Source organism: Microseira sp. BLCC-F43 (assembly GCF_041929235.1).
Classification (GTDB): domain Bacteria; phylum Cyanobacteriota; class Cyanobacteriia; order Cyanobacteriales; family Aerosakkonemataceae; genus Microseira.
The window spans coordinates 65,390-90,099 of record NZ_JBHFNP010000040.1; the positions used below are offsets into that span (position 1 = coordinate 65,390).

Annotated in this window: 24 protein-coding genes; 11 read left to right on the forward strand and 13 right to left on the reverse strand. The window is 46.6% G+C overall.

Annotation, left to right across the window (positions count from 1 at the left end; translation table 11 throughout):
* Positions 1-259: 259 nt before the first annotated feature.
* Positions 260-1,441: a DegT/DnrJ/EryC1/StrS family aminotransferase gene (locus ACE1CM_RS06810; RefSeq protein ID WP_374876645.1), complete on the reverse strand. Its 1,182-nt coding sequence runs from the start codon at positions 1,439-1,441 to the stop codon at positions 260-262.
* A gap of 155 nt (positions 1,442-1,596) precedes the next feature.
* Between ACE1CM_RS06810 and fetB the strand changes: the two genes are divergently transcribed.
* The 3 genes from fetB to ACE1CM_RS06825 all read left to right on the forward strand — a co-directional run bounded on the left by fetB (position 1,597) and on the right by ACE1CM_RS06825 (position 3,355).
* Positions 1,597-2,370: an iron export ABC transporter permease subunit FetB gene (fetB, locus tag ACE1CM_RS06815; RefSeq protein WP_374876646.1), complete on the forward strand. Its 774-nt coding sequence runs from the start codon at positions 1,597-1,599 to the stop codon at positions 2,368-2,370.
* A 531-nt stretch (positions 2,371-2,901) separates the two neighbouring features.
* Positions 2,902-3,153: a hypothetical protein gene (locus tag ACE1CM_RS06820; RefSeq protein ID WP_374876647.1), complete on the forward strand. Its 252-nt coding sequence runs from the start codon at positions 2,902-2,904 to the stop codon at positions 3,151-3,153.
* Positions 3,137-3,355, forward strand: coding sequence for a hypothetical protein (locus tag ACE1CM_RS06825; RefSeq protein ID WP_374876648.1), 219 nt, complete (start codon positions 3,137-3,139; stop codon positions 3,353-3,355). Before ACE1CM_RS06820 ends, ACE1CM_RS06825 begins: the two co-directional genes overlap by 17 nt.
* Before the next feature lie 39 nt (positions 3,356-3,394).
* Here the strand turns inward: ACE1CM_RS06825 and ACE1CM_RS06830 are convergent, their stop codons facing one another.
* On the reverse strand, positions 3,395-5,245 hold the full coding sequence (locus ACE1CM_RS06830; RefSeq protein WP_374876649.1) for a hypothetical protein: 1,851 nt from the start codon (positions 5,243-5,245) through the stop codon (positions 3,395-3,397).
* Between the two features lie 288 nt (positions 5,246-5,533).
* Here ACE1CM_RS06830 and ACE1CM_RS06835 point away from each other — a divergent pair, with 288 nt between their 5' ends.
* Positions 5,534-6,451, forward strand: a complete 918-nt coding sequence (locus tag ACE1CM_RS06835) for an SDR family oxidoreductase (RefSeq protein ID WP_374876650.1) — start codon at positions 5,534-5,536, stop codon at positions 6,449-6,451.
* Between the two features lie 52 nt (positions 6,452-6,503).
* Positions 6,504-7,760: an ATP-grasp domain-containing protein gene (locus ACE1CM_RS06840; RefSeq protein ID WP_374876651.1), complete on the forward strand. Its 1,257-nt coding sequence runs from the start codon at positions 6,504-6,506 to the stop codon at positions 7,758-7,760.
* Between the two features lie 69 nt (positions 7,761-7,829).
* On the opposite strand, the gene ACE1CM_RS06845 is transcribed toward ACE1CM_RS06840, so the two are convergent.
* From ACE1CM_RS06845 to ACE1CM_RS06870, 6 genes are all read right to left on the reverse strand, one after another.
* Positions 7,830-8,099, reverse strand: coding sequence for an HNH endonuclease (locus ACE1CM_RS06845; RefSeq protein WP_374876652.1), 270 nt, complete (start codon positions 8,097-8,099; stop codon positions 7,830-7,832).
* Positions 8,100-9,004: 905 nt separating this feature from the next.
* Complete coding sequence (gene tnpA, locus ACE1CM_RS06850; protein WP_374876653.1) at positions 9,005-9,412, reverse strand: IS200/IS605 family transposase; 408 nt, start codon at positions 9,410-9,412, stop codon at positions 9,005-9,007.
* Between the two features lie 302 nt (positions 9,413-9,714).
* Positions 9,715-10,998 (reverse strand): hypothetical protein, encoded by a 1,284-nt coding sequence (locus ACE1CM_RS06855; RefSeq protein WP_374876654.1) that lies wholly within the window; start codon positions 10,996-10,998, stop codon positions 9,715-9,717.
* The gene (locus ACE1CM_RS06860) at positions 10,967-11,680 is read right to left on the reverse strand and encodes a hypothetical protein (protein ID WP_374876655.1); all 714 of its coding nucleotides are present in this window, start codon (positions 11,678-11,680) and stop codon (positions 10,967-10,969) included. The genes ACE1CM_RS06855 and ACE1CM_RS06860 overlap by 32 nt, the downstream gene beginning before the upstream one ends.
* 286 nt (positions 11,681-11,966) lie before the next feature.
* Complete coding sequence (locus ACE1CM_RS06865; RefSeq protein ID WP_374876656.1) at positions 11,967-12,467, reverse strand: DUF3368 domain-containing protein; 501 nt, start codon at positions 12,465-12,467, stop codon at positions 11,967-11,969.
* Positions 12,460-12,720: a UPF0175 family protein gene (locus ACE1CM_RS06870; RefSeq protein ID WP_374876657.1), complete on the reverse strand. Its 261-nt coding sequence runs from the start codon at positions 12,718-12,720 to the stop codon at positions 12,460-12,462. Before ACE1CM_RS06870 ends, ACE1CM_RS06865 begins: the two co-directional genes overlap by 8 nt.
* Before the next feature lie 111 nt (positions 12,721-12,831).
* Between ACE1CM_RS06870 and ACE1CM_RS06875 the strand changes: the two genes are divergently transcribed.
* The 4 genes from ACE1CM_RS06875 (at position 12,832) to ACE1CM_RS06890 (ending at position 16,846) form a co-directional block, all read left to right on the forward strand.
* A complete protein-coding gene (locus ACE1CM_RS06875) occupies positions 12,832-14,382 on the forward strand; it encodes an FAD-dependent oxidoreductase (protein ID WP_374876658.1) in 1,551 nt (516 codons plus the stop codon).
* A gap of 130 nt (positions 14,383-14,512) precedes the next feature.
* Positions 14,513-15,214: an actin-binding WH2 domain-containing protein gene (locus ACE1CM_RS06880; RefSeq protein ID WP_374876659.1), complete on the forward strand. Its 702-nt coding sequence runs from the start codon at positions 14,513-14,515 to the stop codon at positions 15,212-15,214.
* A 105-nt stretch (positions 15,215-15,319) separates the two neighbouring features.
* The gene (locus ACE1CM_RS06885) at positions 15,320-16,024 is read left to right on the forward strand and encodes an actin-binding WH2 domain-containing protein (protein ID WP_374876660.1); all 705 of its coding nucleotides are present in this window, start codon (positions 15,320-15,322) and stop codon (positions 16,022-16,024) included.
* On the forward strand, positions 16,025-16,846 hold the full coding sequence (locus ACE1CM_RS06890) for a SirB1 family protein (RefSeq protein WP_374876661.1): 822 nt from the start codon (positions 16,025-16,027) through the stop codon (positions 16,844-16,846).
* 111 nt (positions 16,847-16,957) lie between these two features.
* Here the strand turns inward: ACE1CM_RS06890 and ACE1CM_RS06895 are convergent, their stop codons facing one another.
* Positions 16,958-17,410: an SRPBCC family protein gene (locus ACE1CM_RS06895; protein ID WP_374876737.1), complete on the reverse strand. Its 453-nt coding sequence runs from the start codon at positions 17,408-17,410 to the stop codon at positions 16,958-16,960.
* 228 nt (positions 17,411-17,638) lie between these two features.
* Between ACE1CM_RS06895 and ACE1CM_RS06900 the strand changes: the two genes are divergently transcribed.
* On the forward strand, positions 17,639-19,339 hold the full coding sequence (locus ACE1CM_RS06900; RefSeq protein WP_374876662.1) for a mechanosensitive ion channel: 1,701 nt from the start codon (positions 17,639-17,641) through the stop codon (positions 19,337-19,339).
* Positions 19,340-19,475: 136 nt separating this feature from the next.
* Here the strand turns inward: ACE1CM_RS06900 and ACE1CM_RS06905 are convergent, their stop codons facing one another.
* Positions 19,476-20,885 carry a GTP-binding protein gene (locus ACE1CM_RS06905; protein WP_374876738.1) on the reverse strand — a complete coding sequence of 470 codons (1,410 nt, stop codon included), beginning with the start codon at positions 20,883-20,885 and terminating at the stop codon, positions 19,476-19,478.
* A 256-nt stretch (positions 20,886-21,141) separates the two neighbouring features.
* Between ACE1CM_RS06905 and ACE1CM_RS06910 the strand changes: the two genes are divergently transcribed.
* On the forward strand, positions 21,142-21,405 hold the full coding sequence (locus ACE1CM_RS06910; RefSeq protein WP_374876663.1) for a DUF3146 family protein: 264 nt from the start codon (positions 21,142-21,144) through the stop codon (positions 21,403-21,405).
* 73 nt (positions 21,406-21,478) lie between these two features.
* On the opposite strand, the gene ACE1CM_RS06915 is transcribed toward ACE1CM_RS06910, so the two are convergent.
* The 3 genes from ACE1CM_RS06915 to ntcA form a co-directional block, all read right to left on the reverse strand.
* On the reverse strand, positions 21,479-21,901 hold the full coding sequence (locus ACE1CM_RS06915; protein ID WP_374876664.1) for a pre-16S rRNA-processing nuclease YqgF: 423 nt from the start codon (positions 21,899-21,901) through the stop codon (positions 21,479-21,481).
* On the reverse strand, positions 21,902-23,782 hold the full coding sequence (locus tag ACE1CM_RS06920) for a DUF3084 domain-containing protein (RefSeq protein WP_374876665.1): 1,881 nt from the start codon (positions 23,780-23,782) through the stop codon (positions 21,902-21,904).
* Between the two features lie 204 nt (positions 23,783-23,986).
* Positions 23,987-24,658 carry a global nitrogen regulator NtcA gene (ntcA, locus tag ACE1CM_RS06925; RefSeq protein ID WP_226575256.1) on the reverse strand — a complete coding sequence of 224 codons (672 nt, stop codon included), beginning with the start codon at positions 24,656-24,658 and terminating at the stop codon, positions 23,987-23,989.
* Positions 24,659-24,710: the final 52 nt, after the last annotated feature.

Below are 24,710 nucleotides of genomic sequence, written 5' to 3' on the forward strand. Positions count from 1 at the left end.
TTTTGATTTCTACCCAAAGATGGTAAAATGCCGTGCCCCTAAAGTTTGACGGCGTAGATCGGTTTTGATTTCTACCCACAGATGGTAGAATTCCGTGCCCCTACAGTTTGATTTTCCAGATGTTTTAACAGGTTTGTAGGGAACGTAGATCGGTTTTGATTTCTACCCAAAAACTTAAAAATGCTGTGCGCCTACAGCCTGAAATTTATTGTTCCTATTGAATTGGTAAAACCCGCCCCTAGACAATACCGGGGCGGGTTTAAACCAATTGTCGCTGATGGCATGGATCATCGGTAAAACCCGCCCCTATTGAACTATTGAATAATGACTCTTTTAATGCATAAACAACCCGTTCCTGTTGTTCGATAGATAGTTCTGGAAATATTGGCAAAGACAACACTTCGTGGCAAGCTTGTTCGGCAGCGGGAAAGCTGCCTTGCTGATAACCTAAACCTTGATAAACTGGTTGCAAGTGCAGGGGTAAAGGATAGTAAACCATTGAAGAAACGCCTTTTTCTTGCATTTGGCTGCGTACCCTGTCCCTAGTAGCCGCTTCATCTGTGCCGATTACCCGAATCGTAAATTGATTCCAGACAGTTTTACCCTTAGTTGGTGCTTGGGGGAGGATAATGCCTGGAATTGGACTTAGCAGATCTTGGTAGCGGGTGGCAATTTCCCTACGTTGGGCATTCCAGGTATCGAGGTAACGTAGTTTAATTTGCACAATAGCGGCTTGCAGGGCGTCTAGGCGACTGTTGATGCCGATGGCTTCGTGGTAGTAGCGACTGCTGGTACCGTGTTCTCGCAGGCGGCGAATTTGGGTAGCGATCGCGCTATCATTAGTCGTTACCGCCCCCCCATCACCGCAAGCGCCTAAATTTTTGGTGGGAAAGAAGCTAAAACAGCCGATGTGTCCGATGCTGCCTACCTTTCGCCCTGCCCATTCTGCCCCTGTCGCTTGGGCGCAGTCTTCGATGACAAACAGGTTATGGGCAGAAGCAATTGCCATCAAGCGCGTCATATCTACAGGCTGCCCAAACAAGTGAACCGGAATAATTGCCTTAGTTTTGCAGGTAATAGCCGATTCTAACTGGTTAAGGTCTAAATTAAACGTTTCGGGGTCAATATCGACAAATACTGGCGTCGCCCCAACGGCGCTAATCGCCTCGGCGGTGGCTATAAAAGTGAAGGGCGTGGTAATAACTTGATCTTGCGACCCGATGCCGAGGGATCGCAATGCCAAATACAGCGCGTCAGTACCAGAATTACAGGCGATGCATTCGCTAACGCCAGTGTAGCTGGCAAACTGTTGCTCAAAACTTTCGACTGAGTTGCCGCCAATGTAACGACCAGAGGACAGTACGCTTAAAACAGCAGCATTCACTTCTTCTGCGATCATCTGATATTGCTGCGCCAAGTCAACGGGGGGAATGTTGCTCACTCTGTTACCAGTAATTTTTACCTATAAGAATGGTAATGGGTAATGGCTAATTGGTAATTGGTAGGAGGGAAAAAGACGTAGACGCGCTTGTTGGCTTCCCGTAGGATGTCCATAACCCCATTACCAATTACCGATTACCCATTACCGATTAGCATATGGATTTAATTCAACTTGATATCGGACACCTAGCTTGGGCATTGGGTTTGATCGCAATTGCCATAGGGTTATCTGCTATAGAAAGACTGGGACTGGAATGGCGTCTGTTGACGGCGACGGTGCGCGCGATCGCGCAACTATTCGGGGTAGGCTTTGTTTTAGAGGTAGCCTTCGCCGGGAATAACCCAGTAGCGGTTCTAGTTGTGTTAATTTTGATACTCACCACGGCGGCGCTGGTAGCGCGCAATCGCATCGGTAAAAAGATTCCCCAAATATTACCGATAGTGTGGGGTTCGCTGTTACTCAGTACGGCTTTCACTGTAGGGTATGTCAATTTGTTGGTATTGCAACCGCCGACTTGGTACGAACCCCGGTATCTTGTGCCCTTGGCGGCGATAGTATTAGGTCAGGCAATGAATGGGGCGGCGATCGCAGGTGAACGCCTCACCAGCAGTTTAGTCGCCGCACGCATAGAAATCGAAACTCACCTCAGCTTGGGCGCTACACCTCAACAAGCAGTAGCATCCTATCGCAAAGAAGCAATCCGCGCTGGTATTATTCCCACTTTAAACTCGATGGCAATCGTCGGTGTGATTGCATTTCCAGGATTTTTCACAGGTCAAATTTTGGGCGGTGTTAGCCCGTTTCAAGCAGCATTTTACCAGATGTTAGTTTTATTTATGGTAGCAACTGCTACTTTAATCGCTACTTTGTTAGTTACAAAAGGAGTTTGTTTAAAAGTTTTCAATTCATACGATCAGCTAATTCATTAATGCTAATAGCTAATAACTAATGGTAGATCCCGAAAATATTCCCATAAGCAATTAGCAATTACAGGAATTACCCAAAGTTTCTATATGTAGTGGCGCGACACAGCTAAAACAGTGGATTAGAGTAGGGTGCGTTAGACGGCGATCATCTTTGCTCTGACTTAAATTCAACAATCCGTCGTAACGCACCATTTTAGGCGTGTCGCGCCAGTAGGGTGCGTTAAGGTCGTGTAGCGCACCATTTCCACCAGATATGATATCGCTGCAAAGCTTAATAAAATCTTACATTCTATGACTGTAACTACCGATGAATCAAACAGCTATAACTCATACAAGATGAGGATTTCAGCCAACCGAAGTTGCACCTCCCCAGGGCAACTTGCGTCAAAACAACTCTCTATCTGGGATAGTCGGAAAACCTGAAAAAATAATTTGTTGTTACATTATCAGGTTTACAGAAGAGATTGTGCTAAAAACAGGAAATTAAGCCCTTATTCTCGATTGTTTATCTTATTTCTGACGGTAATTCGCTCTATGCTCATCCTTCCTGGCTACCAAACTATTAGACAGATTTACGAAAGTGCCAACTCTCTCGTCTACCGAGCTATCCTTTCGTTAGACTGTCAAGATGTTATCCTCAAACTTCTCAAACAAGACTATACCACACCGGAAGAGCTAGTGTGCTACAGGCAAGAATATGAAATTACTCATAAACTCAATATCACTGGCGTTTGTCGTTCCCTCAGTTTAGAAAAATCTCAAAATACCTTTGTCAATTGTATTTGAGGACTTTGGCGGCGAATCCCTGACTAGCTGGATGAGTAACCGCCAAGTCAACTATGAGGACTTTTTACAGATTGCGATCGCAACAACTGCAAGTTTAGCTCAAATCCACGCTGCTAACATCATTCACAAAAACATTAACCCCTCCAATATCGTTGACAAATTTTTCAGAGAAACCCGGTTGCTTCGCGTCAGCCCTAAATAAGCAATTAGCAATAAGCAATTAGCAATGAGCAATTACCAATTAACTTTTAGGCGTATGAGTACCGATAAGTTGACGGCGGTGGTCGTAAAGCGCCAGGGGCAGGTTAGCGTTTTCGCTGATAGCTTCTAGGGCAGCTTGTAAGGTTTGGAGATGATCTTCGACTGCTTGTTGGGTATCGGCGTCGCCGTTTAGAGTCGCGGTGGCGTTAGTTCTTACCAACTGGTTGTAATAAGCAGGAGTAAGATAAACCTTAATACCATCGTTGGCGACATTAAAATTACAAATCCTGGTTGTACCGGAACAAGTGCGGTTGAGATCCAAGCGGGCTTTTTGTAAAAGGAGGGATATTTTCAGATTGGCTTCTGCTTGCTTTAAAGCATTAGCATAGGCATCGATCAGCGGTTGGGTTTGATTGTAGTAAAAACTTTCGCTGGGGACTTGGGAGGCGGAGGTAGAAGCTTGACGCCAGGTAGCGACCGCTTGCGACCATTGACCTTGTTGTTCTAGGCGCTGGGCGAGAGATGCCAGACTCACGGCTTGATTGTAACCGTTTGCCGAGATTTGTTCTCTGGTGCGGCGATCGCGTGCGGTTGCCAGTTTAGGTCGGTAGTTTAATAATAAATCCTGGGCTTCTCTGTAAGCCGTTGTAGTTGGCGGGATCGAGGTGAGGGCATCGATTGATGCCTGCCAGCTATTGAAAACTTGTTGCCAGTTTTCAAAGCTGCGCGCGTTCCCCATGCGCGCTTCGGCAACTTGTGCCGTTTGCTTGGCTTCGATCAATTCTTGGTCTGCTTGTTGTTCGGTGCGGATGCGCTGGTTGACAATTGCGACGTTGAGCTGGTATTCTTCTAATCTTTGCTTGACTAGGGGATAAACCGAACTATTGGGAGCGACTTGCCGCATTTGCCCGATCGCCTCGTTCCACAGCGCCAGGATATCTCGCCACTCTTGTACCGAGTGGGGAGGATTTTGACTTTTTTGCGTTGCTTGGGTGGCTTTGTTTAACCCGGTTAAAACCAAGTCTAGCCTCGCCATCTGCGCTGAGTAAGTCTGTAACAGGTTTTGTGCTTTGGCGCGATCGCGCGCCCAAGGGGCTATACTTTTCAATTGTTCGGTGGCTTGCTGCCATTTCTGTTGCGCTACCACCAACTCTTGTCCCGACTTGGCTTGACGCAGAATTTCAATTGACTCTTGATTTAACTGCTGCGCGTTTTGTAGCTGGTAACAAGATCCGATCGTGCAAGGGCGCGTCAAGGCGTAGATGCTAGCCAATGACAGCACCCCCGCCATTACACCAACGGCTGCCAACAATGGTACTGGGGGCGCTGGCGACGGCGTTTCCCTGTCACTGCTGTGCTGTTGCACCTTGGGTGTTGTTTTAAACGGGTTCTCTCGCTTTGGCGTGGGTTGCTTTTGGACGCCTTGGCGATCTTCGACTGTTTGTTTTGATGTCCCCGTTGCGGATGTTTCGGGATCGTTTGTGAAATTATCCCAGCTTAGGGGCGGGTTTTCTTCTTCTTCCAATGCCAGCAGGTTTTCCAGTTCAGAAGCGTTCTTACTCGCAGCGACTGGGTTCTCTACTGTAAAATCTTCCGCTGCATAAGGCTGCTTTTGTCCCGCCACTCTCAGGAAAACGTGTACCTGCTGGAAGTCCGACCCTGCGTTGGGCAAAGCCGATCCCACGGCAGAAATTGCTTGCTGTAGCGTGTTGAAGATGTTTGTCGCGTCAAATCCGTTTGATGCCTCGTGTTGCACCAAAATCAATAATTCCCCATCTTTGAGAACGCACTGTAGTTGGAAGGGTACTTCCAAGGCTGCTTCTGACTGCAACCGCTTCTGCAAAAATCGCTTTAGTGCTTTGATCTCATCCTGCTGCGCTACTGTTTGCATAGGGTACCACCTTTGGTTTTTTGAGTGTTAATTTTAATCAATTTGATTTTCACGTTGATTGATAAAGATAAGTCCCATCCGGGTTTATTCTCAGATCCAACCAGCCAAATAAGTCAATTTTCCCACCCTAGAAACAAGAGATATGCGCTGCGAAAAATTATAAGAAATGTAAAGATAAGATTAAGAGCGTCCCCAGGGCAGCAAACGCAACCAGTCATATAAAAAAGAAACTCCTGCTCACCTGCCCACATGCTCTTGAGCGAGTTTCTTAGGAGTACTAAATTTACTATGCCCGATTTTCCTGCCTTATCCGAACAAGTTGTACTGATCACTGGTGCCTCCAAGGGAATTGGAGCGGCTTTAGCACAAGTTTTGGCTCAACGATTTTTAGGCATCCGATTAGTTCTGGCAGCTCGCAACACCGAAAAGCTGGAAGCCGTTGCCACCTACTGTAACAAAGCCGGTGCGGAAGTATTGGTCGTCCCCACAGATATGTCAAAGGTCGAGCAAGTCGAAGCCTTGGCTAGCAGAGCCTTGGAACGATTTGGTCGCGTTGACGCCTTGGTTAATAATGCCGGGTACGGTCAAATGGGGCCGATAGAATTAATTCCGGCGGCGGCAGCAAGGCGGCAATTTGAAGTTAACGTCTTGGGACCGCTGGCGTTGATTCGAGCATTAATTCCCGTTATGCGTAACTCTGGCGGCGGACGCATTATTAATATTAGTTCAATCGGGGGACGGATGGCGTTTCCGTTTGGCGGGTTATATAGCGCTTCTAAATTTGCTTTGGAATCCCTCAGCGATTCCCTGCGGATGGAGTTGGAGCCGTTTAATATTAAAGTCAGCGTGATTGAACCAGGGCCGGTCAGTACGGATTTTTTTGACGTTGCTGCTCAAGCAGTCGAGCAAGCGGTAACCTCTCCCGAAACTACACCTTACCGCGCTGCATTTGAGAATTTAAAAGGATTGCAGGATAAAACCACTTCCCGCGCTTGGACATCTGAGCGCGTGGCAGAGGTAATTGTGCGCTCGCTTACAGACCCCAATCCAAAACCCCGCTATACTGCTGCTACGGGCGGCAAGATTTTGCTGTTTTTCATGACCAAAGTCTTGCCCACAAAGGTTGTAGATCGCTTCTGGCAGCGGTTCTACGGCATCGATCTAGTCGCCAAAGACTGGCAAGAAAAGGTAGTAGGTAATAAGTAGTGGGTGAATCTACTCACTATACACCGCTCAATACCCACTACCGCAATTATTTATGGACCTTTTAGAATATCAAGCTAAAGAATTATTTCGCGAAATCGGCATTCCGGTTTTACCGTCCCAACGCATCGACCGCCCTAGCGACCTGAAGGATTTAAAGATACCCTATCCAGTGGTGTTGAAGTCTCAAGTGCCAAAGGGGAATAGGGGAAGAGCAGGCGGGATTAAATTTGTGGAAAATACAATCGATGCGATCGCCGCAGCTCAAACTATTTTCCAATTACCCATTCGGGGCGAGTATCCCAAAGTACTCCTAGCAGAAGCTCGCTACAATGCGACACAAGAATTTTATCTGGCAGTCGCCCTGGATTATACCCTTTGTCGCCCCGTTTTGTTGGGTTCGCCCCAGGGCGGTATGGATTCGGATGCGGTGCAAGAGAAAATGCAGCAGGTAATTGTAGAGGGTGAATTTTCCCCATTCTACGCCCGCCGTTTGGCTTTGAAGATGGGATTGCAGGGTCAGTTAATTTCGGCTGTCAGTACCATCGTCGAAGCGATGTATAAATTGTTTATCCAGAAAGACTTGGATTTAGTCGAAATTAATCCCCTGGGTGTCAGTCTTGCTGGCGAAGTTATGGCGCTAGATGGTAAAGTCATCGCCAACGATGCGGCTTTGGGACGCCATCGCGAGTTGGTAATCCTGGCAAAACAGCGGGAAAAAGAAAAGGGAGACGAGCGCGATCTTGCTAAAGATTTAAGTATGTGTTATAATTCAAGGCCCCAGGTATTGGAAGCGGGCGGAAATATTGCGGTGGTGTGTAACGGGAATGGTTTAGGGATGGTGACCCTAGATTTGGTATACCAAGGAGGGGGAAAGCCAGCCAGCTACTTGAATATAGGCGAAGAGATGACGGGGATGGGGACAGGGACGACGTTGTGCGATCGCTTGGAAAGGGGACTGGGATTATTGAGCGAAAATAGGGGGATTAAGGTTGTTTTAGTGAATATTTTAGGCGGAGCTACTTCCTGCGATGGCGTAGCTGGCATTATTGCCAAATATCTGCCACCCAGTGGGGAAACGGTACCAGCGGTGAATTCAACGAGTGGGAGTCGCCGCCGTAGTGGGGTGAGCGTGACCCAGGAAGTAGCTGCTGGGGTGGAAGTGCGATCGCAGACTCACTATCCCCATTTTGTAGTGCGCCTCGCGGGTTCCTACCTACTCGCCGCTAGAGAGCGTTTGGCAGGGTTGGGAGTATCTGTGGTAGATAAATTGGATGAAGCAGTCTCAAAAGCAGTTTCCTTAGCCAAATAATCAAGAAACCCGGTTTTTCTAAAAAACCGGGTTTCTTGTATGGTAGAAAGCCAGGACTAGGGTACGAGTTCAACCAGCCATCCCTGGCTGTGTTGATATTGTGACAGCGTTCATATGGTCAACTTCTACAATGTCTGTAGGTGTAAAATACAGACCGCAGTGAGTACATTTTCCTTTTTGTGCTTTCAGTAGTTTGGCTACTCTGGTTGGTACTTCTGGATGTTTTCTGAGTCGCTTACTCGAATAAATCCAGTCACCATTGTAAGGGCTAGCATTACCTTTCACTTTGACGTGCCGCACAATTGGCGTTGCTGAGTGTAGAAGTAATTCTAGTCCCAATTCTGTGGTGAAACACCAACTTCGTTTGCCTACTGTTCGCCAATATTTGCCCTGATTAATATTACCTTTGCTTCTTCTCCTAGCCCATTGACAACTCTTTCGTTAAGGTTATTGTGAATCTGTCAGCATATCCCTGTAATTACTACAGGGCGTTCGCTTTTGATTCAATCCCTCCCCGATATACCTTGTGGCTAACTACTTACTGGGTATCGACCTTCCCAGAGATATATTGGGGTTACTTCGTTCCGATTACGCTTTGGTTGAATTTTTAGCGTGATGCTCTCCACCGGGTTTTTGGGTAGTGCTGATTGGTCGGATACGAAACCGCCAATACCCTATCCTTGCCTTTTGGCTTGGTCTTAATCAGCGGTTTGACTATTAATTATGACGATGGTTCTGACACATATTTGCTTTCGCTACCCATGAATTCTGGCTCGGCAGTTATCAGATTCGGCTTCCAGTAGTTCTGCCTTTTATCCCCGCTTTACCTGATTGGTTGTTATTCAATCTGATAGGGGTTATGCTTTTACTGCTGCACTTGCAGAGTGGGACTTACACCCACAAGCGTAATCAGTTGTCAGAATCCTTTTTACAGGATTTCTGCTAACCGTCCCGTCACTTTAGAACTTATTTCTAGAGTGTCTTTAGGCTAAACGAATCGCACTTATACAACAATTCTAGAGCAATCGAGCGGATTGGATTATCGACGGATAAGCTATTCAACTGCGCTATTGCTCGTTCTTGTACCCTCCCCCTACCCAAGATTCGCATGCACAAATCTAGAGCCGAACGAGTGAACTCGCGGCTACACAAACGAAGCCTGCCGACCCAGGCTAAAGAGTCCGCGTAGGCGGACTTTGTTGGTGTAGCCGCGCCTTTAGGCGTTAGGCTGCGGGATGGCTCAATCAGCTGATTTCCCAGTGCGAGATGAGGGATTTTTGTTGATGATGACTTGCTTGGTTACGGATATAATTAGCTATTTGATCTATATTTTGGTGACTCACTGTAAATGCACAGTAACCGCCTTGCCATTTGAAAAATTCTTTGGGTTTAATTTCATGGGTAATTAGGTGAGATGAAGTGCCTTTAGCTTTGCCGATTAGTTCAGATACGGTTAAGGTAGGCGGAAAATCGGTGAGTAAGTGAACATGATCTGCGACGCCGCCAATGGCAATTACCGTGCATCCCAATTGACGGCATTGACTAATAATTGCGGCATAAATGACTTCTTGAATGTCTGGTGTGACTAGAGGCAATCTATCCCAAGTTCCCCAGACAAAATGCAGGTACAATTGTGTAAAATTTCTGTGCATTTTTTCCTCTTGTTAAAATACCCTCACCCTGAAGGGTGGGGCTACACAAACGAAGCCCGCCTGCGCGGGCTGTGGAAATTTAGCCTGCTTTGGCAGGCTTTGTTTGTGTGCCCGCTTGCGCTCCGCGAGTTTACTCGTTCGGGCTATTTTGCGTTGGTGAGAAAACCCAAAGCGTAAAGCCCTTTATTGTATTTTGCGAAAGTTTTGCTCGCGATCGCACCCGCAATCTTACCGATTTAAACACCCAGCCCGCGAAGGCAGGCTTTGTTCGTGTAGCCGCGCCTTCAGGCGTTCGGCATTCTTCAATTAGAGATACCAAAAGGTTGCCCGTCTGCTTGTTCCCATTTTCGAGAACGCTCCAAATCAAGCCATTGTAAAAAGGCATTGCTACCTTGTACAGTAATTTCTGCGGCTGTCACCCAAAAACTTAATTTTTTTCCTAAAACTAACTGATCAACTACCGTGCGTTCCGCTCCATATTTCAACAACTCTTGTGCAAGAACCTTAGAGCCTATTTCCATTAGCTTGGATAAGTTCTGCTCTTCAATCCAACTTTGGTTGGCAAAAGCTCTGCGGCTATCTTGCGCTGTTAGCAACATCCCATCTCGGAGCAAGCTACCAACTCGTTCTTTTTGAAGTTCGATAAAAAGAGATGACAGAATATTTGTTTTAATAGTATAATTATCACCGCTAGGAAATTTCGATAATACTGAATCAGCTAAAACTCCCATTACAAAAGTTGCTTGGTTATATATTATGGCTCGTTCGCTATTCCACGTGAAAATCAAGCGTCCTCCACGTGGAATAGCTATGTTTCTAATTTCAGTCTTTTTCGCTCTAACGAATGTATTTCTCAAATCCAAAATACCATATCCTTCAGTAGCTAGTCTGAAAAGCCTGTTCACTCCTTCTACTGGGTAAGCGTATAAGTTAGTAGCAGGATTTCTAAATCCTTCAATTCCTCTGACTTCAATCAAGTTATTGCGTGAATCATATACCTCAATTACACCATCAGCATAACCCAAGTTATAGACATCAAAGCTGTATATCAATGTGCCATCATCTAGTTTTTTAGCGTTGGGTTTATCAAGAAAGAAGCCATAGCCATCCGCTAGCCGACTAGGGCTTTTTTCAGCGGGTGGAACAGTAACGCCGCGAATTGATTGTGCATTAGCAGCTACTAGAAGCGATCGCTCCGTCGCCGTCTGTTGCCCAGAATTAGGCGATCGCTGAGTGCTGGACGTTGCAGATGCAGTTGTACTAATCGCTCGTTCTGAACGCAAAATACTGCTAATTTGAGCGTTACTCATGGAAGGAGCTGTTAAACAGGTAATTGCCAAACAACCTCTCCCTTTTTCGGGAAATCTAACCTGATTGTCATTTGCATATGCTATAGCCGAATGACTTAAATTCCAAAACAAGTAAATAGCTTGTCCTGATTGGACATAACGATCTGCATCAAAATTAACTTGGTTAATCTCTGAATTGCCTGGAATAGGATAGCTTGCTAATCCTGCTTTTAGGATATATACACCAATCCACCGAGTTCCTAAATTATTGAGGCTGGTCAAAATCAGAGGCAACATAATCTTCTCCTTCCTTTAAACTGGCTACAAACTGATCCCAAGTTGGAACTTGAGGTCTTGCAGTCATGTTAGACGAAGTAGCTGAACGCGCTTGATTTGGCGAGCGCTCCGTTGCCGTCTGTTGCTCATTAGGCGAGGGTTGCAGAGAATGTTCGTAATCCGATGCCAATGCAACTGTGCCAGTAAGAGTTGAGTTGCGTGGCAGATTACTTATACCTGTGTACTCTCTGCCATTGAAGCGCAAGATACCATAACGAATAACCCATCTATCGCGCTCCCAATTCCGATAAGGTCTGATTAAATTATTCCACCCTGAATTTTTCTGGGGTGCAATCACAATTGTGCCGTAGGTGAGGCTTTCATAAACTTTTTCTCGATAGCCTCTTCCATTTGACCGGAAAATGTAAGCAAGACAACCTCCAGTACCACAAAACGCAGGCGATTTAAGAGAAACTATTGCTTCCGGATGACCATCTCCGTTTAAATCCACTTTGTTATAAACATACGAGACTGAAGTATATGTTATGTTAGGTTCTACCCCTTCGCGAATTAATGCCTGTTCAAGTTGACGATCGCGTACTCTTTCTGCACGAAGATATTCAACTCTACCGATATTAATTCCTGGCGATGGGGGAAGCCTTTGAATTTCCTGAGTTGTAGCTGGATAGGAAATTATTGTCAACAAACCAATGTCCAAAAAGTTATGCTTGCAATTAGATTAAGAAGCGATCGCGCCTTCATCCTCGTCCCCGCATTTTCCCTAACCCAATTTTTACCCAACTAAGTAGTTATCCGAAACCGTAAATTTCGCTATATTCAGGCTGTTCAGTATCGTCGAATGGAGATAAAACCGCGATCGCACCCGTAATAACACGCAGACAACCGCAAAGCCTGGGTCGGCAGGCTTCGTTTGTGTAGCCGCGAGTTCACTCGTTCGGCTAGTTTGGCATAACAACGAGCGATCGCACTCATCCATCCTCACCAGCTTCCCGAAGTGCAAAATTAACCACAGTGTCACTTAGCCGGATGCCTCTATTTCTCATCCGTTCAATCGCTTGCTGCATTGAAAGTGGATATCCTTCCCTCTTGGCACGCAATAAAATACCTATAGAACCTGTTAGCGAAAGACCACTTAATCTAGCAATTCGCCTACCCGCTGGCTCATCTATACAAACAGTTTGGATATTTTCATTCAAGGCTAATTGAATCACAGATGCCTCGCCTAGATCCAACGAATTGAGAAAAATCGGGGCAATTTGTATGGGAATAGCTATTTTTTGTAACCAAAAAGCCGCCTCAAATTCTGCAACGGCAAATCCGCTGATACCTTTGGCAAGTATTTCTTGGCAGACTTCAAACGGAACCAGGACTTGAGCATATAGATTGCGAAGTATCTCTAAATCGCCTAAAGCAGCGACAATACTAATGAGCGGTGCAGTGTTGATTGCAATTCTGTTAGGTTCAAGCATTCTCTAAATCGGATAAAAGTTCCTCTTCTGTTAAATCGATCATCGCGACTCCATACCGATGTAAATTCAACAAGAAACTTACTCGATCTGTCCCTACCAATGCAGCAGCCATACCCGAAGATAAGCGTTTCATTTCAAACAATTTCACCGCCATTGCCCATTTAGCTTCTTGCTCAAATTGTTCTCTTGTCTGTTGCAAGGCATCGGGAAATGTCTCTGGATAGTCGATTTTGAGTTGTGCAGTTTTTACCATTTGACGGTTTCCAGCAGTCTGCTAGGTTGCGCTCTGACTAGATTCTATCCTCTGCTGCCTGCGATCGCACTACCATAACAATAAGTAATTCCTGTCTAACCCACTCCCATCATGACCCTCACCGAACAAATTCTTGACCAACTCCCCGGCGATGTCTTAGCACAACTGCGCCGCGTCGATACTCTTTGGAAATCCCTCAAAGAAAACACCGCACCCATCCCCAACGTAGTCAAAGAAAATCCCACACCCTTGGGAGAAGTAGATTTTGATGTTGTCATCTGCGGCGGCACTTTAGGAATATTAATCGGCGCTGCATTAGCCCAAAAAGGTTGGCGAGTTGCTTTAGTTGAACGAGGAATCTTGCGCGGCAGAGAGCAAGAATGGAATATATCCCGCAAAGAATTAGAAACATTTGTCGAATTGGGACTGCTTTCAGCAGCAGAATTGGAAAAAGCGATCGCCACCGAATACAACCCCGCCCGCATCGGCTTTTTTGGCGGCAACGATCTCTGGGTAAAAGACGTTCTCAACATCGGCCTCAATCCAGTTTATCTCTTAGAAACCCTCAAAACAAAATTCCTCGAAGCGGGCGGCAAGCTATTTGAAAAAACACCCTTCCAAAGCGCAGTTATCCATCCAGATGGAGTAATGCTGGAAGCGGGTAACAACTTCAAAACTCGCCTCTTAATCGACGCCATGGGACATTTTTCCCCCATCGTACAGCAGGCAAGGGCAGGAACAAAACCCGATGGGGTGTGTCTTGTTGTCGGAACTTGTGCCACAGGTTTTCCGAAAAACGACACGGGCGACTTGTTGTACTCCTTCACACCGTTGCAAAATCAATGCCAGTACTTCTGGGAAGCTTTTCCCGCCCGCGATGGCAGAACAACCTACCTGTTTACTTACATGGATGCTAACCCGCAGCGCTTTAGTTTAGAAGCATTTTTTGAGGACTACCTGCGCCTTTTACCCCAATATCAGCAGGTAGAACTCGAACAATTGCAATTTAAACGGGCGCTGTTTGGTTTCTTCCCCACTTTCCGCGAAAGTCCCTTAAGAATGCCTTGGAATCGCATTCTTCCCATTGGAGATAGTAGCGGCAGTCAATCCCCTTTGAGTTTTGGCGGTTTTGGGGCAATGGTACGGCATCTAAAACGTCTCGCAAACGGCGTCCACGAGGCGCTACAAAGCGACCAATTGAGTCAAAATGCTTTGAAACTCCTACAGCCTTATCAGCCAAGTATAGCGGTAACTTGGATGTTTCAACGTTCGATGAGCGCCGGGATTAATCAACAAATACCCCCGAATCAAATTAACGAACTTTTGACGGGGGTATTTAAAGAAATGGAGCAGTTGGGAGAAGATGTGTTAAAACCGTTTTTACAAGATGTGGTGCAATTTCCCGCCCTGTCGCAAACGCTGTTTAAAACTTCTATCGCCCAGCCTGGATTAGTCCTCAAAATTATTCCGCAGGTAGGTTTATTGCCGTTGTTGGATTGGATGGTTCATTATGTAAATTTGGGCGCTTATAGCGCTCTTTATCCACTGGGGAAAGCTATCGAACCTTGGATGAAAAATTTACCGCCCATTCAGCAATATTATTACCATCGTTGGGTGGAAGCTTGGCAATACGGTTCTGGCGGCGATTACTCCATACTCTAGTTCCCAGGCTCAGCCTGGGAACTATATCCTCAAGGCTCCGCCTTGATTAGTAAAACGATGCAGATCATCGAGATTTTCGTACCCAGGATCAGCCTGGGTACGAGATAAATTATTTGAGGAGATAAGCAGGATGAAACAGCAATTTCAGGGGGCGAAATCCTTTGGCGTGATGATAAGTATGCTGCGGGAGCGCGCCCTCTTTTTAGAAGAAATTCGTCAAGGTGTAAAACTCCCCAGTAAAATCTTTTCTCTCCTCGTTTGCAGTTCCCTATTCCTGGCAATTTATGGCGGAATTATGGGGATTTATCATAGCTGGATGCAAGCTTTATCCTCGGCGGTTAAATTGCCAGCGCTTTACTTAATTACGCTGCTTGTTTGTCTGCCAACGCTGTACTTTTCTAACATTATTTTTGGATCCAAGCGCACTTTTGGTCAGCATTTCGCTTTGGTGCTAACCGCGGTTTCGGTAACGAGCGTGCTGTTGTTCAGTTTTGCGCCTATTACCTTGTTTTTCTTGATTAGTACCACCCATTACCAGTTTCTCATTTTGTTGAATGTGGCTATCTTTAGTTTAACTGGATGGATTGGGGTTTCTTCGTTGTATCAGGCGGCAAATTGTATTTTGGAACAAGATACTGAAGGTAGCGATACGCGGCGAAAGATTTTACAAGCTTGGTTATTTCTTTACGCTTTCGTCGGTTGTCAGTTAGGATGGACGCTTAGACCTTTTTTCGGTACGCCTGATTCTCCGTTTTCGTTGTTTAGAGAAAGGGAGGGTAATTTTTATGTGAGTGTATTTCAATCTCTCGCTTATCTTTTGGGATTTCGTTAAACGAACCACAGAGGCACAGAGAACGCAGAGAGAAGAAGAAGAAGAGAAGAGGTAATTACCGATTACCAATTACCCATTACCCATTACCAATTACCAAGGTCAGTTATGATTCAGAAAACATCTCGCTCAACAAATCATTTTACGGTGCTGATTACGCTGCTGCGCGATCGCAAGGCTTTTCTCCAAGAAATTCGTCAGGGTGAAGGGCTTCAAGGTAAAATTATCTCCCTGTTGGTTTGCAGTTCGGTTTGTTTCGCTCTTTATGGGGCAATTGTGGGCTTATTCCACAGTCCGGCTCAATCTTTATCTTCGGCAATTAAGCTGCCAAGTCTTTATTTGCTGACTCTGTTAATCTGTTTACCAACGCTGTACATTTTTAGTACTTTTTTTGGCTCGAATCGCAGTCTGGGGCAGCATTTTGCAGTTGTCCTGAGTGCGGCTTCTGTGATTAGCGCGCTTTTATTTGGTTTTGCACCCGTCACTTTGTTTTTTCTGATTACAACCCAGCATTATCAGTTTTTTAAACTGCTGAATGTGGCAATTTTTATGCTGACGGGGGTAATTGGGGTTCAATTCCTTTATAATGGAATTCAGCTAATTTCCGATGAAGACCCGGAAGGTCAAGCAATTCGTACCAGGATCTTGCAGTTCTGGTTGATGCTTTATGGATTCGTCGGCAGTCAGCTAGGCTGGACGCTGAGGCCGATTTTTGGCTCTCCTAACTCGCCTTTTGAACTGTTTCGTCAGATGCAAGGCAACATTTATCTTGATATCGTAAAAGCAGTGTCTGAAATATTGGGTTTTAATTAGATGGACTTCCCCCTCCCACGGCAATACTTCTACAAAGAGATATATCAGCCAGAAGAACAAATCGACTTGGCAAAGGCAGCTTTGTATATTGCCCAAGAGGAGTATCCAGACCTCGACCCGGATGAATACCTCAGCGCGCTCGATACAATGGCAGATGAGGTGAAAGAGCGTCTGCCAGCTCAACGCTATCCGCTGCGGGTCATCCAGACGATTAACCAGTATCTTTACGATGACTTGGGGTTTTCGGGAAATAAGGATGATTATTACGACCCGCGTAATAGTTTCTTAAATGATGTCATAGAGCGGCGCACGGGCATCCCGATTACTCTATCTTTAGTTTACTTGGAAATTGCCAAGCGGGTGGATTTTCCAATGGTGGGAATAGGGATGCCGGGTCATTTTATAATTCGACCTGATTTTCAAGATGCTGGCATCTATGTGGATGCGTTTAATCGCGGCGAAACTTTGTTTGAGCAGGATTGTCAGGAAAGATTATCTCAGCTTTATCAGCAAAGAGTGGAGTTAAAACCCTCGTTTTTAGAGCCAGTTAGTAACCGCCGCTTTTTAGCGCGGATGCTGATGAATCTGAAATTAATTTACCTGAATCGCCATCAGTTGGAGCAAGCGCTGGCAGTAGTTGATCGCATTTTGCTGTTGTTTCCAGGTGCGCCGATGGAATTGCGCGATCGCGGTCTTCTATACTATCAAATCGGAGAGTTGACCCTGGCAAGTCAGGATCTGGAAACTTATCTCGTCCGCGTCCCCAATGCTGAAGATGCTGGCGCGATTCGCAAGTTATTAGAACAGATTGGCAATGGGTAATTGGTAATTGCTAATTGGTAATTGCTAATTGGTAATTGCTAATTGCATCGGGTAGGGGTGGGTTTAGTTTAATAGTCTGTTTTTGGCAAAGATCGTCGGTAAAACCCGCCCTTACTTGCCTATTTGCCCTTCTGCGACTCGTTTGAGGCGACGCAGTTGCGCTTGCATATCTTGTTGAGTCAAAGCGGCGGCAAAGGTATTGAACCCCCAGCGAATTATAGGGTTGGGAACCTGGAATTCAAAGCGGTTGAGCAAGCGGGTGCCTTTTTCTACGGGTTGGCATTCCCAGCGATCGCGTCCTTTAAAAAATCCGTTAAACTCCCATACTATCAGCCCCGGTTCTCGCTCGACTACCGTACTTTCCAGTGTAGGCTGTAACAGGGGCACCTCCATTACAAAACGACTGCGACTCCCCACATCTGTACTCCACTCACCCACAGGATCGCATCGCAACGCGGGGTTCAGCCATCGGTGCATCAAAACGCGGTCGGCGATACAATGCTCAACTACTGTAGCTGGAGCATTGATTTCAATCGATTGTTCAAAAACTTGCTGCTGTGACATTTTTATAGTCAGAGGGAGACGAGAAAGCACTCTGTTCTCAGATAATACCGCCCACCTGCTCACCTGCTCACCTGCACAAGATGCCTTCCCTCGATTTGGTAGCAAAATATAACAAATACTGGCTTCCCACACTCGGTGCATTAGTGTAGTATCTCAGTCAGCGATTACTTCGCTTTAAGCGATAGTTTTCGCCTTTTTGCCGCTGAATTCTGAGGTTGATCGAGAACCATGAATAACATATGGCAAGATATGGCACCACCCCTGCATGTGGGCTTATTGATGCCAATCAATGGAATTCTGGCACAGGCACAGAACGGATCGCCCCGTACTGCACCGCCAGCGCGTGTCCAGGATATTCCTGCCGAAACGGCTGCCTTTTTCCAAACCTTTTGGCTAAATTTAGGCAGCTTTATCCCGAACATCCTGGCAGCGATCGCGATCTTAGTCCTGGGGTGGGTGATCGCGGCGATCGCATCCGCCGCGATCCGGGGTATCCTCAATCGCACCAATATCGATAACCGCATTTCTGCTTGGATAGCGGGGCGTCCCGATGGCGCTGAAGCACCAGAGGTGGAGAAATGGATTGCCAATGCGGTGTATTGGATCATCATTATCTTCACGTTGGTTGCCTTTTTACAGGCACTCAACCTGACGGCAGTTTCTACCCCTCTCAACCAATTACTCACCCAAATCTTTGATTTCCTGCCCAAGTTAGCAGGTGGGGCGCTTTTATTGGGAGTTGCTTGGTTGCTGGCAAGTTTGGTCAAGTTGTTGGTAACTCGCTCCCTACGCACGCTCAATTTGGATCGGCGTCTGGGGCAGCAAGTTGGAGAAGCATCCGCCACAGATTTTTCTCTGAGCGAAACCATTGGCAATACGCTGTATTGGTTTATCTTTTTGCTGTTTCTCCCGGCTATATTGAACACGTTACAGTTGCAGGGAACTCTGCAACCTGTACAGCAGCTGCTCAATGAAATTCTGTCGATTCTGCCCAAGATTTTTGCCGCGATATTAATTGGCGCAGTCGGTTGGTTAATTGCTCAAGTTGTCCGCCGAATTGTCACCAATTTGTTAGCAGCAACAGGGACGGATCGGCTAGGTGTCCAATTCGGCATTTCTCCCACTACTTCGGGTCAATCGTTGTCGGGGATTATCGGTACGGTTGTCTACGTATTGATTTTAATTCCGACCGCGATCGCCGCCCTCAATGCGCTGCGAATTGAAGCGATCTCCGCCCCGGCGATCGCTATGCTCAACCAAATTCTCAACGCCATTCCTAGAATCTTCACCGCTGGGGTAATTTTAGCCCTCGCCTACTTCATCGGACGCTTTGTGGCAGATTTTGTCACGAGTATCCTGACTAGCGTTGGCTTTAACAATATCTTCACCTGGCTGGGTCTACCTGCACCCAGAAGAACTGCGCCGCCAGTAGTCGAAGATATCTCTCCCGAATCTCAACCAGCACCCAAAGCTACCCGCACTCCCTCAGAAATTGCGGGGATTGTGGTGCTGGTCGGGATTATGTTGTTAGCGATCGTACCGGCAACCGAGGTACTCGCTTTTCCAGGATTAACGGCGATTATCACGGCAATAATCGCGATTTTTGGTCGCATTCTCGCGGGCTTGCTCGTATTTGCCATTGGTCTCTATCTGGCTAACCTAGCCTTTAGCCTGATTGTCAGTTCCGGCTCAGCACAAAGTAAGATCCTGGGAAATGCAGCCCGAATTGCGATTATTGCCCTAGTCTCTGCAATGGCACTGCAACAAATGGGAATTGCCAGCGATATCGTTAACTTGGCGTTTGGTTTGTTGTTGGGCGCGATCGCTGTCGCCATTGCCCTCGCCTTTGGTTTGGGAGGTCGCGATATCGCCGCCGACCAAGTGAGAGATTGGCTAGCCTCATTTAAAGACAAGAAAGACCAACACTAAGTAACGTAAGTTGCTAGTTACCTTTTGAGGGTTGCTAATAGCTAATGGCTAATAGTTAATTGCTAATGGTAAAGCCAGAAAATATTCTCACCAGCTACCCATTAGCCATTACCAATTAGCCATTACCAATTAGCCATTAGCGATTAGCCATTGGCAATTTCAACTTAGCTTGCAGTTCATCTTTAAGTCGGCTGAGAATCGATTCTTCATCAAGCGATGCCAAAATGCTCGATACAACGGCTTTTGGGCCATCTGGTCCCCAAGCAGCGCCATTAGCCAAGTAAGTTTTCGTTACTTGTCCGATGGCGTAGGAAGAAACACCGGCAACCCCCGCTTGGGTAAGCGCGACGGATACGTAAGCGCCTAAAGATACCCCACCCGTTGCGGGTGTTGCCAAACCCAACAAGCTTTTGAGCGAACTTAAACCGAAGTTCGCCAGCAATTCCCCTGCACTTAAACCACCCATGGCGATCGCAATCTTTTGCAGTAAGTTAACCGCTCCGGCTTGGGTCATCTGTATACCATATAGTTTAGATAAAGTCAAGATTAACGCGACATCAATCGCAGCACTGCTGAGCAAATCGATAACTGCGATCGGGTTGAGGGCGATCGCCACAGCTTTAGTAATAGCTGTATTCCAAATTAATCGGTTGGCGCTACTATCTCTAATTTCCATCTTTCGTTGCACCAATTGCTCGTTGACATTATCGGCGTAGAGCATGGTATTTAAAGCAACTAAAGATTTCCCTTCTCGATGCAAAATCTCCAGAATTTTTAGCTTCAATTCATCGACTTGGGGCGTACCGGGTTGACGCTGCACTGCTAAACTGCCATCAGGACGGCGAGTGGCTTTAGCAATTAGGGGCGATGCCGCCGCCATGACAATTTCATCGGGGGAAAGCAACTCGCGCACCCGTTCATCGCGAATTTTCTGATAAATTGCCTGCCTATCGGCGTCTGGATATTGGTCAATTTTGTTAAACACGAGCAAAATTGGCTTACCCACTTCTCGCAATTGAGATAGCGCCTCGTGTTCGACTTTGGTCATGTCCCCCGCGATGACAAATAATATCAGATCGGCACTTTTAGCTACGTCGCGAGCCAAGGCGGCGCGGGTTTCTCCGTCCACCTCGTCGAGTCCGGGAGTGTCTATGAGTTCGACTTGGGAATTGTCTGCACCGCTAATGGTTACTTGTAGGATAGAGCGCGCGCTATCCCCAGAAGGTTGCCAATTCGCCCGCTGACTCGTGCGAGTAACGCCGTGCAGTGGACCAGTTTCAAATACTTTTTCACCCAACAGCGCATTCAGGATGGAAGATTTACCCCTTCCTACCATGCCAAAAACCGCGATCTGCACCACAGAGCGTTCTAGCTTGGAAAGCATCGCCTGCAAATCGTAAATCGCCGGTTCTAGTCCAGACCGCTCTTGAGGCGTCAGATCTAGATTTTCTACCAAATCTCGCAACGCCGTTTGTGCTTGTTTGTAATTCAATTGCGCCTGAAGATCGGAAAAGCTCTCGACCGTGCTTTGCAGTTGCCGATCCAGGTCTGGGGGATTTAATGGCGTAGGGGGGAAGAATGGTTTCTTGTCCCCAGAATTTTTAGTACTCAAGAGGGGATTCTCCAAGGATTGACAAAGGATAGCTGTGGTGAGATGCGATTTTTAGCCGCATCGCCTTATATGCTGCTTCGATCCTAAGAAATATTTAATATCCACATTTGCGGCTGACGCTTGTAATGGCAAGAGGTTTTTATCATGGGTAATTAAACGAACTTGGAATAAATCGACTAACCATTGAACCGTGAGTTGTAAACGTTTACCGGAAACCACTGCCTATGTCCGGATTACCGTACAGTCTTGGCAGTTGGGCAAAATTGAGGGCGAAGTGAGAGCGGGTGAATATGATTGGCAGTTCCAGTGGTGTTTCAAGCAGGGGAAATTATTCCTTCAACCTTCCCTGGGACGCGCCCTGATTCAAGAACCCCTCAGCCGTTTTTTAGAAAAATCCGACTACAAACTGGAACCTGGGGGGGACTATGCTTTTACCATCCGCGCCGAGTTGTGAGATTTCAGATTTCAGATTTTAGATTTGAGATTTGTCTTCAATCTGCCATCTGCAATCTAAAATCTGCAATTCCCTATCCCCGCGATAAGTATCTTTCAATCAGGAGGATAGCTACAATGTCATCTACAGGTCGTGGGAGGGGTCGCATTCCCTTTGGAACGAGGCGAGAAAGACCGCTTGGGGGGTACATTTGCCAGTAGCGAGCCCGCGCCTCCAGGGTACTATAGCGCTCGTCTACCAGCATAATCGGCGGTGGTTCTGGCAAGTCTTGTTCCAGTTTCCGTTTCCATGCTTTAGCCGTTGTTTGATCTCCCATCACCAAAACCGAGATGGGATACTTTTGCTGCAAGCGGGAAATGGTAGCGAGCGCCACTTCTGCGGGAATAACTTCGTGGTAATATACTTGCCGATCTGCTCCCATAACGGCGATACCGCATTTATCCCGTCCCGGATCGAAGCCCAAAATTGCTGGCTGAGCGGGAGTATGATTAGACATTTAGCTATCAGGTGAAGTGCGAAACAGTATCTGTCCCTTTTGAACCGCTACCAGATCCATTTTGACCGGCCCTGCGGTGTAGGTAACATCTGATGCTACCACTTGCACGTCAACGGGTGTCTCGGACTGTTTTAATTGCTCGATGAAGCGCATCAACGTTTCGACGCGAGCATCGCCGATCTGAATTTTATCTGCCAACACGCCAGCGCGACGCACCCGGAATTGAGAAGCTGCAATTAGCTGCTCGATTCGTTGCTCAAGCTGCTCTTGAGTCATGGTGGAGGGATTGGTAGAAGTTGCCGCTACTACTTCCCCAGCTTGGAATACGATGCGATTGGGGGTTACATCGGCAAAAACTTGTACGGTAGATTCTCCCCTGATGTAGTTACCTGCTGAGAGAATTCTGATCGCATAGTCTCGACCGTCATCAATGCGATCGATGATCTGATCGACTTCTTTGGGACTAATTTGTATCACTTGTTGGTTGAAATTTTTGTCACCGGGTCGAGTGTTCTCAATTGCGACTTTGTTTGCCGTTACCAACAATTGATCTACAGCTTGACGAGCCGCTTTTGGATCGACAATGCGAACTACTCCTGTTACCAGAACTTGGTTGCGAAACAAAACTAAATTGCCGCCCCGCAACGCTTGATAATCTTGATAATACTCTTCTAGAATTTTTACTGCCCGTTGTAAGTTGGCTTGTTTGTTTTCCAGCTCTTTTTGTTGACTTTCTAGTTGTTTAAGGCTGGTTTCCCGCTGAGCAATCACTTGGTCGCGCTGGGAAATGGTTTGATCTAGTTGGGCAATTGCCTGGTCTTGAGCGGCAATTTCTTGGTCCCGTTGGGCAATCTGAGATTTAAAGTTGCCAATCTCGTTTTTGAGGCGATCGCGCTGTCCAACCAGCGCAGATCTTTCCTGTTGTAGTTGATCGCGCTGTCCCAGCAAATCTTGGCGTTCTGCTTGTAGTTGATCGCGCTGTCCCAGCAAATCTTGGCGTTCTGCTTGTAGTTGATTGCGCTGTCCCAGCAAATCTTGGCGTTCTGCTTGTAGTTGATTGCGCTGTCCCAGCAAATTTTGGCGTTCTGCTTGCAGTTGATTGCGCTGTCCCAGCAAATTTTGGCGTTCTGCTTGTAGTTTATCCCGCTGTTCTATTAACGTCGATCTTTCCGCTTGCAGTTGGTTTCGCTGTCCGATTAAATTCTGACGTTCTGCTTGCAGTTGATTGCGCTGTTCGATTAAATTTTGGCGTTCTGCTTGCAATTGATCCCGTTGATCGATCAACTTCTGGCGTTCATCACGCAGCGCCATTACTTGAGCAGAAACTGCATTTAATTGACCCTGGGTTTGGTTTAATTCATTTTGAGTTTGATTTAATTTCCCCTGAGTTTGATTCAGTTGGTTATTATTGTTATTTAATTGCCCTTGGGTTTGTTTTAGTTGCGTTTCGGTACGTGCTTGGTTGGCAGTTGCTTCCGATAGTTTGACTAAAGTTGATTGCAAAGATTGATTTGTCGCATCTAGTTTTTGTTGTGCTTCTGCCTGCTGAGATTTAGCTTGGGTTAACTCTGTTTCTACTTGACTTTTTTGAGTTTTAGTTTTTTCTAGTTCCTTGCGAGCGTTTCGGAGATTTTTCTGAATTTTTTCCAGCTTAAAAACTCCAGTCCTTAGTTGCTCGCTCGTACCAAATAATATCGCCAGCGTCGAGGCAGAAATCAAACTCCCCGTCAAAACGGTAATTAAAATTGCCGTCTTGCGCGGACGTAAATTGAATAGGCTAAGTCTTGATTTGCCTACCTTCGTGCCGACGCGATCGCCTACTGACGCGATCGCGCCTCCCAACACCAAAATTGCCGCAATCAGTATCCACCCTGTAGTCATATTGTTCGACGATCCTCACCCAGTTACAGCCTAACTCATGCTGAGTACGCTTGCGCCTGCGGTCGTCAGTTACTGCGCTGGCTATTGCTTTGTATACTTCCCACGGTCACTTTCCTGACAGTTGGGGAGGCTGAGGTCAGACTGGCAACCTAGAAATTAGCCATGATTCACTATCTATGACCGGGTCAAGTATAACCTATTTAACTAGGTAAATTGATGGCTTAAGGCGACTGGATTGTGTACGGTAATTTTTTTCTTGTGGATTGAGATCATTTTTTCTTGCCGCAGATCTCCCAACAAACGAGTCACCGTCACTCTAGTCGAACCTATTGCTTCGGCGATCGCTTGATGAGATAGCTTCAAATCTATCGTAATCCCTTCGGCACCAGGAACGCCAAAATCTCGGCACAGAATTAGCAGAAAGCTGACTAATCTCGATCCCATGTCTCGGTGCGCCAGCGTCTCGATCATCATCTCGGTTTGCAGGATGCGCGACGACAGACCCCGCAGCATTAACATGGCAAATTCTGGATTATCTTTCAGCGCTTGTTCTACCTGGTCTATCGGCGCTGATAGCAGCTCTACTGGGGTAAACGCCACCGCATGATAAAATCTATCGGATCTATTCCCCGTAATCAGAGACAGCACGCCAAAGACGCTATTTTCTCGCAGCAGGGCGACGGTAATTTCTTCCCCTGCTTCATACACCCTCGAAAGCTTGACAGCCCCCTTGAGCAGGAAATATACTCTTTCAGCCGGATCCCCAGGGAAAAAGATCGTTTTCCCCCGCTCAAACGTTTCTACAACTGGTGGAAACGATGGGTTGCTGATTTGCCGAAATACGGCTGCTAAAGGTCTATCTTGCATCACGACCATTTCAGTTGTCCTCACCGAACTCTAAAGACTTCTCTCAACTCCTTAGCAATGC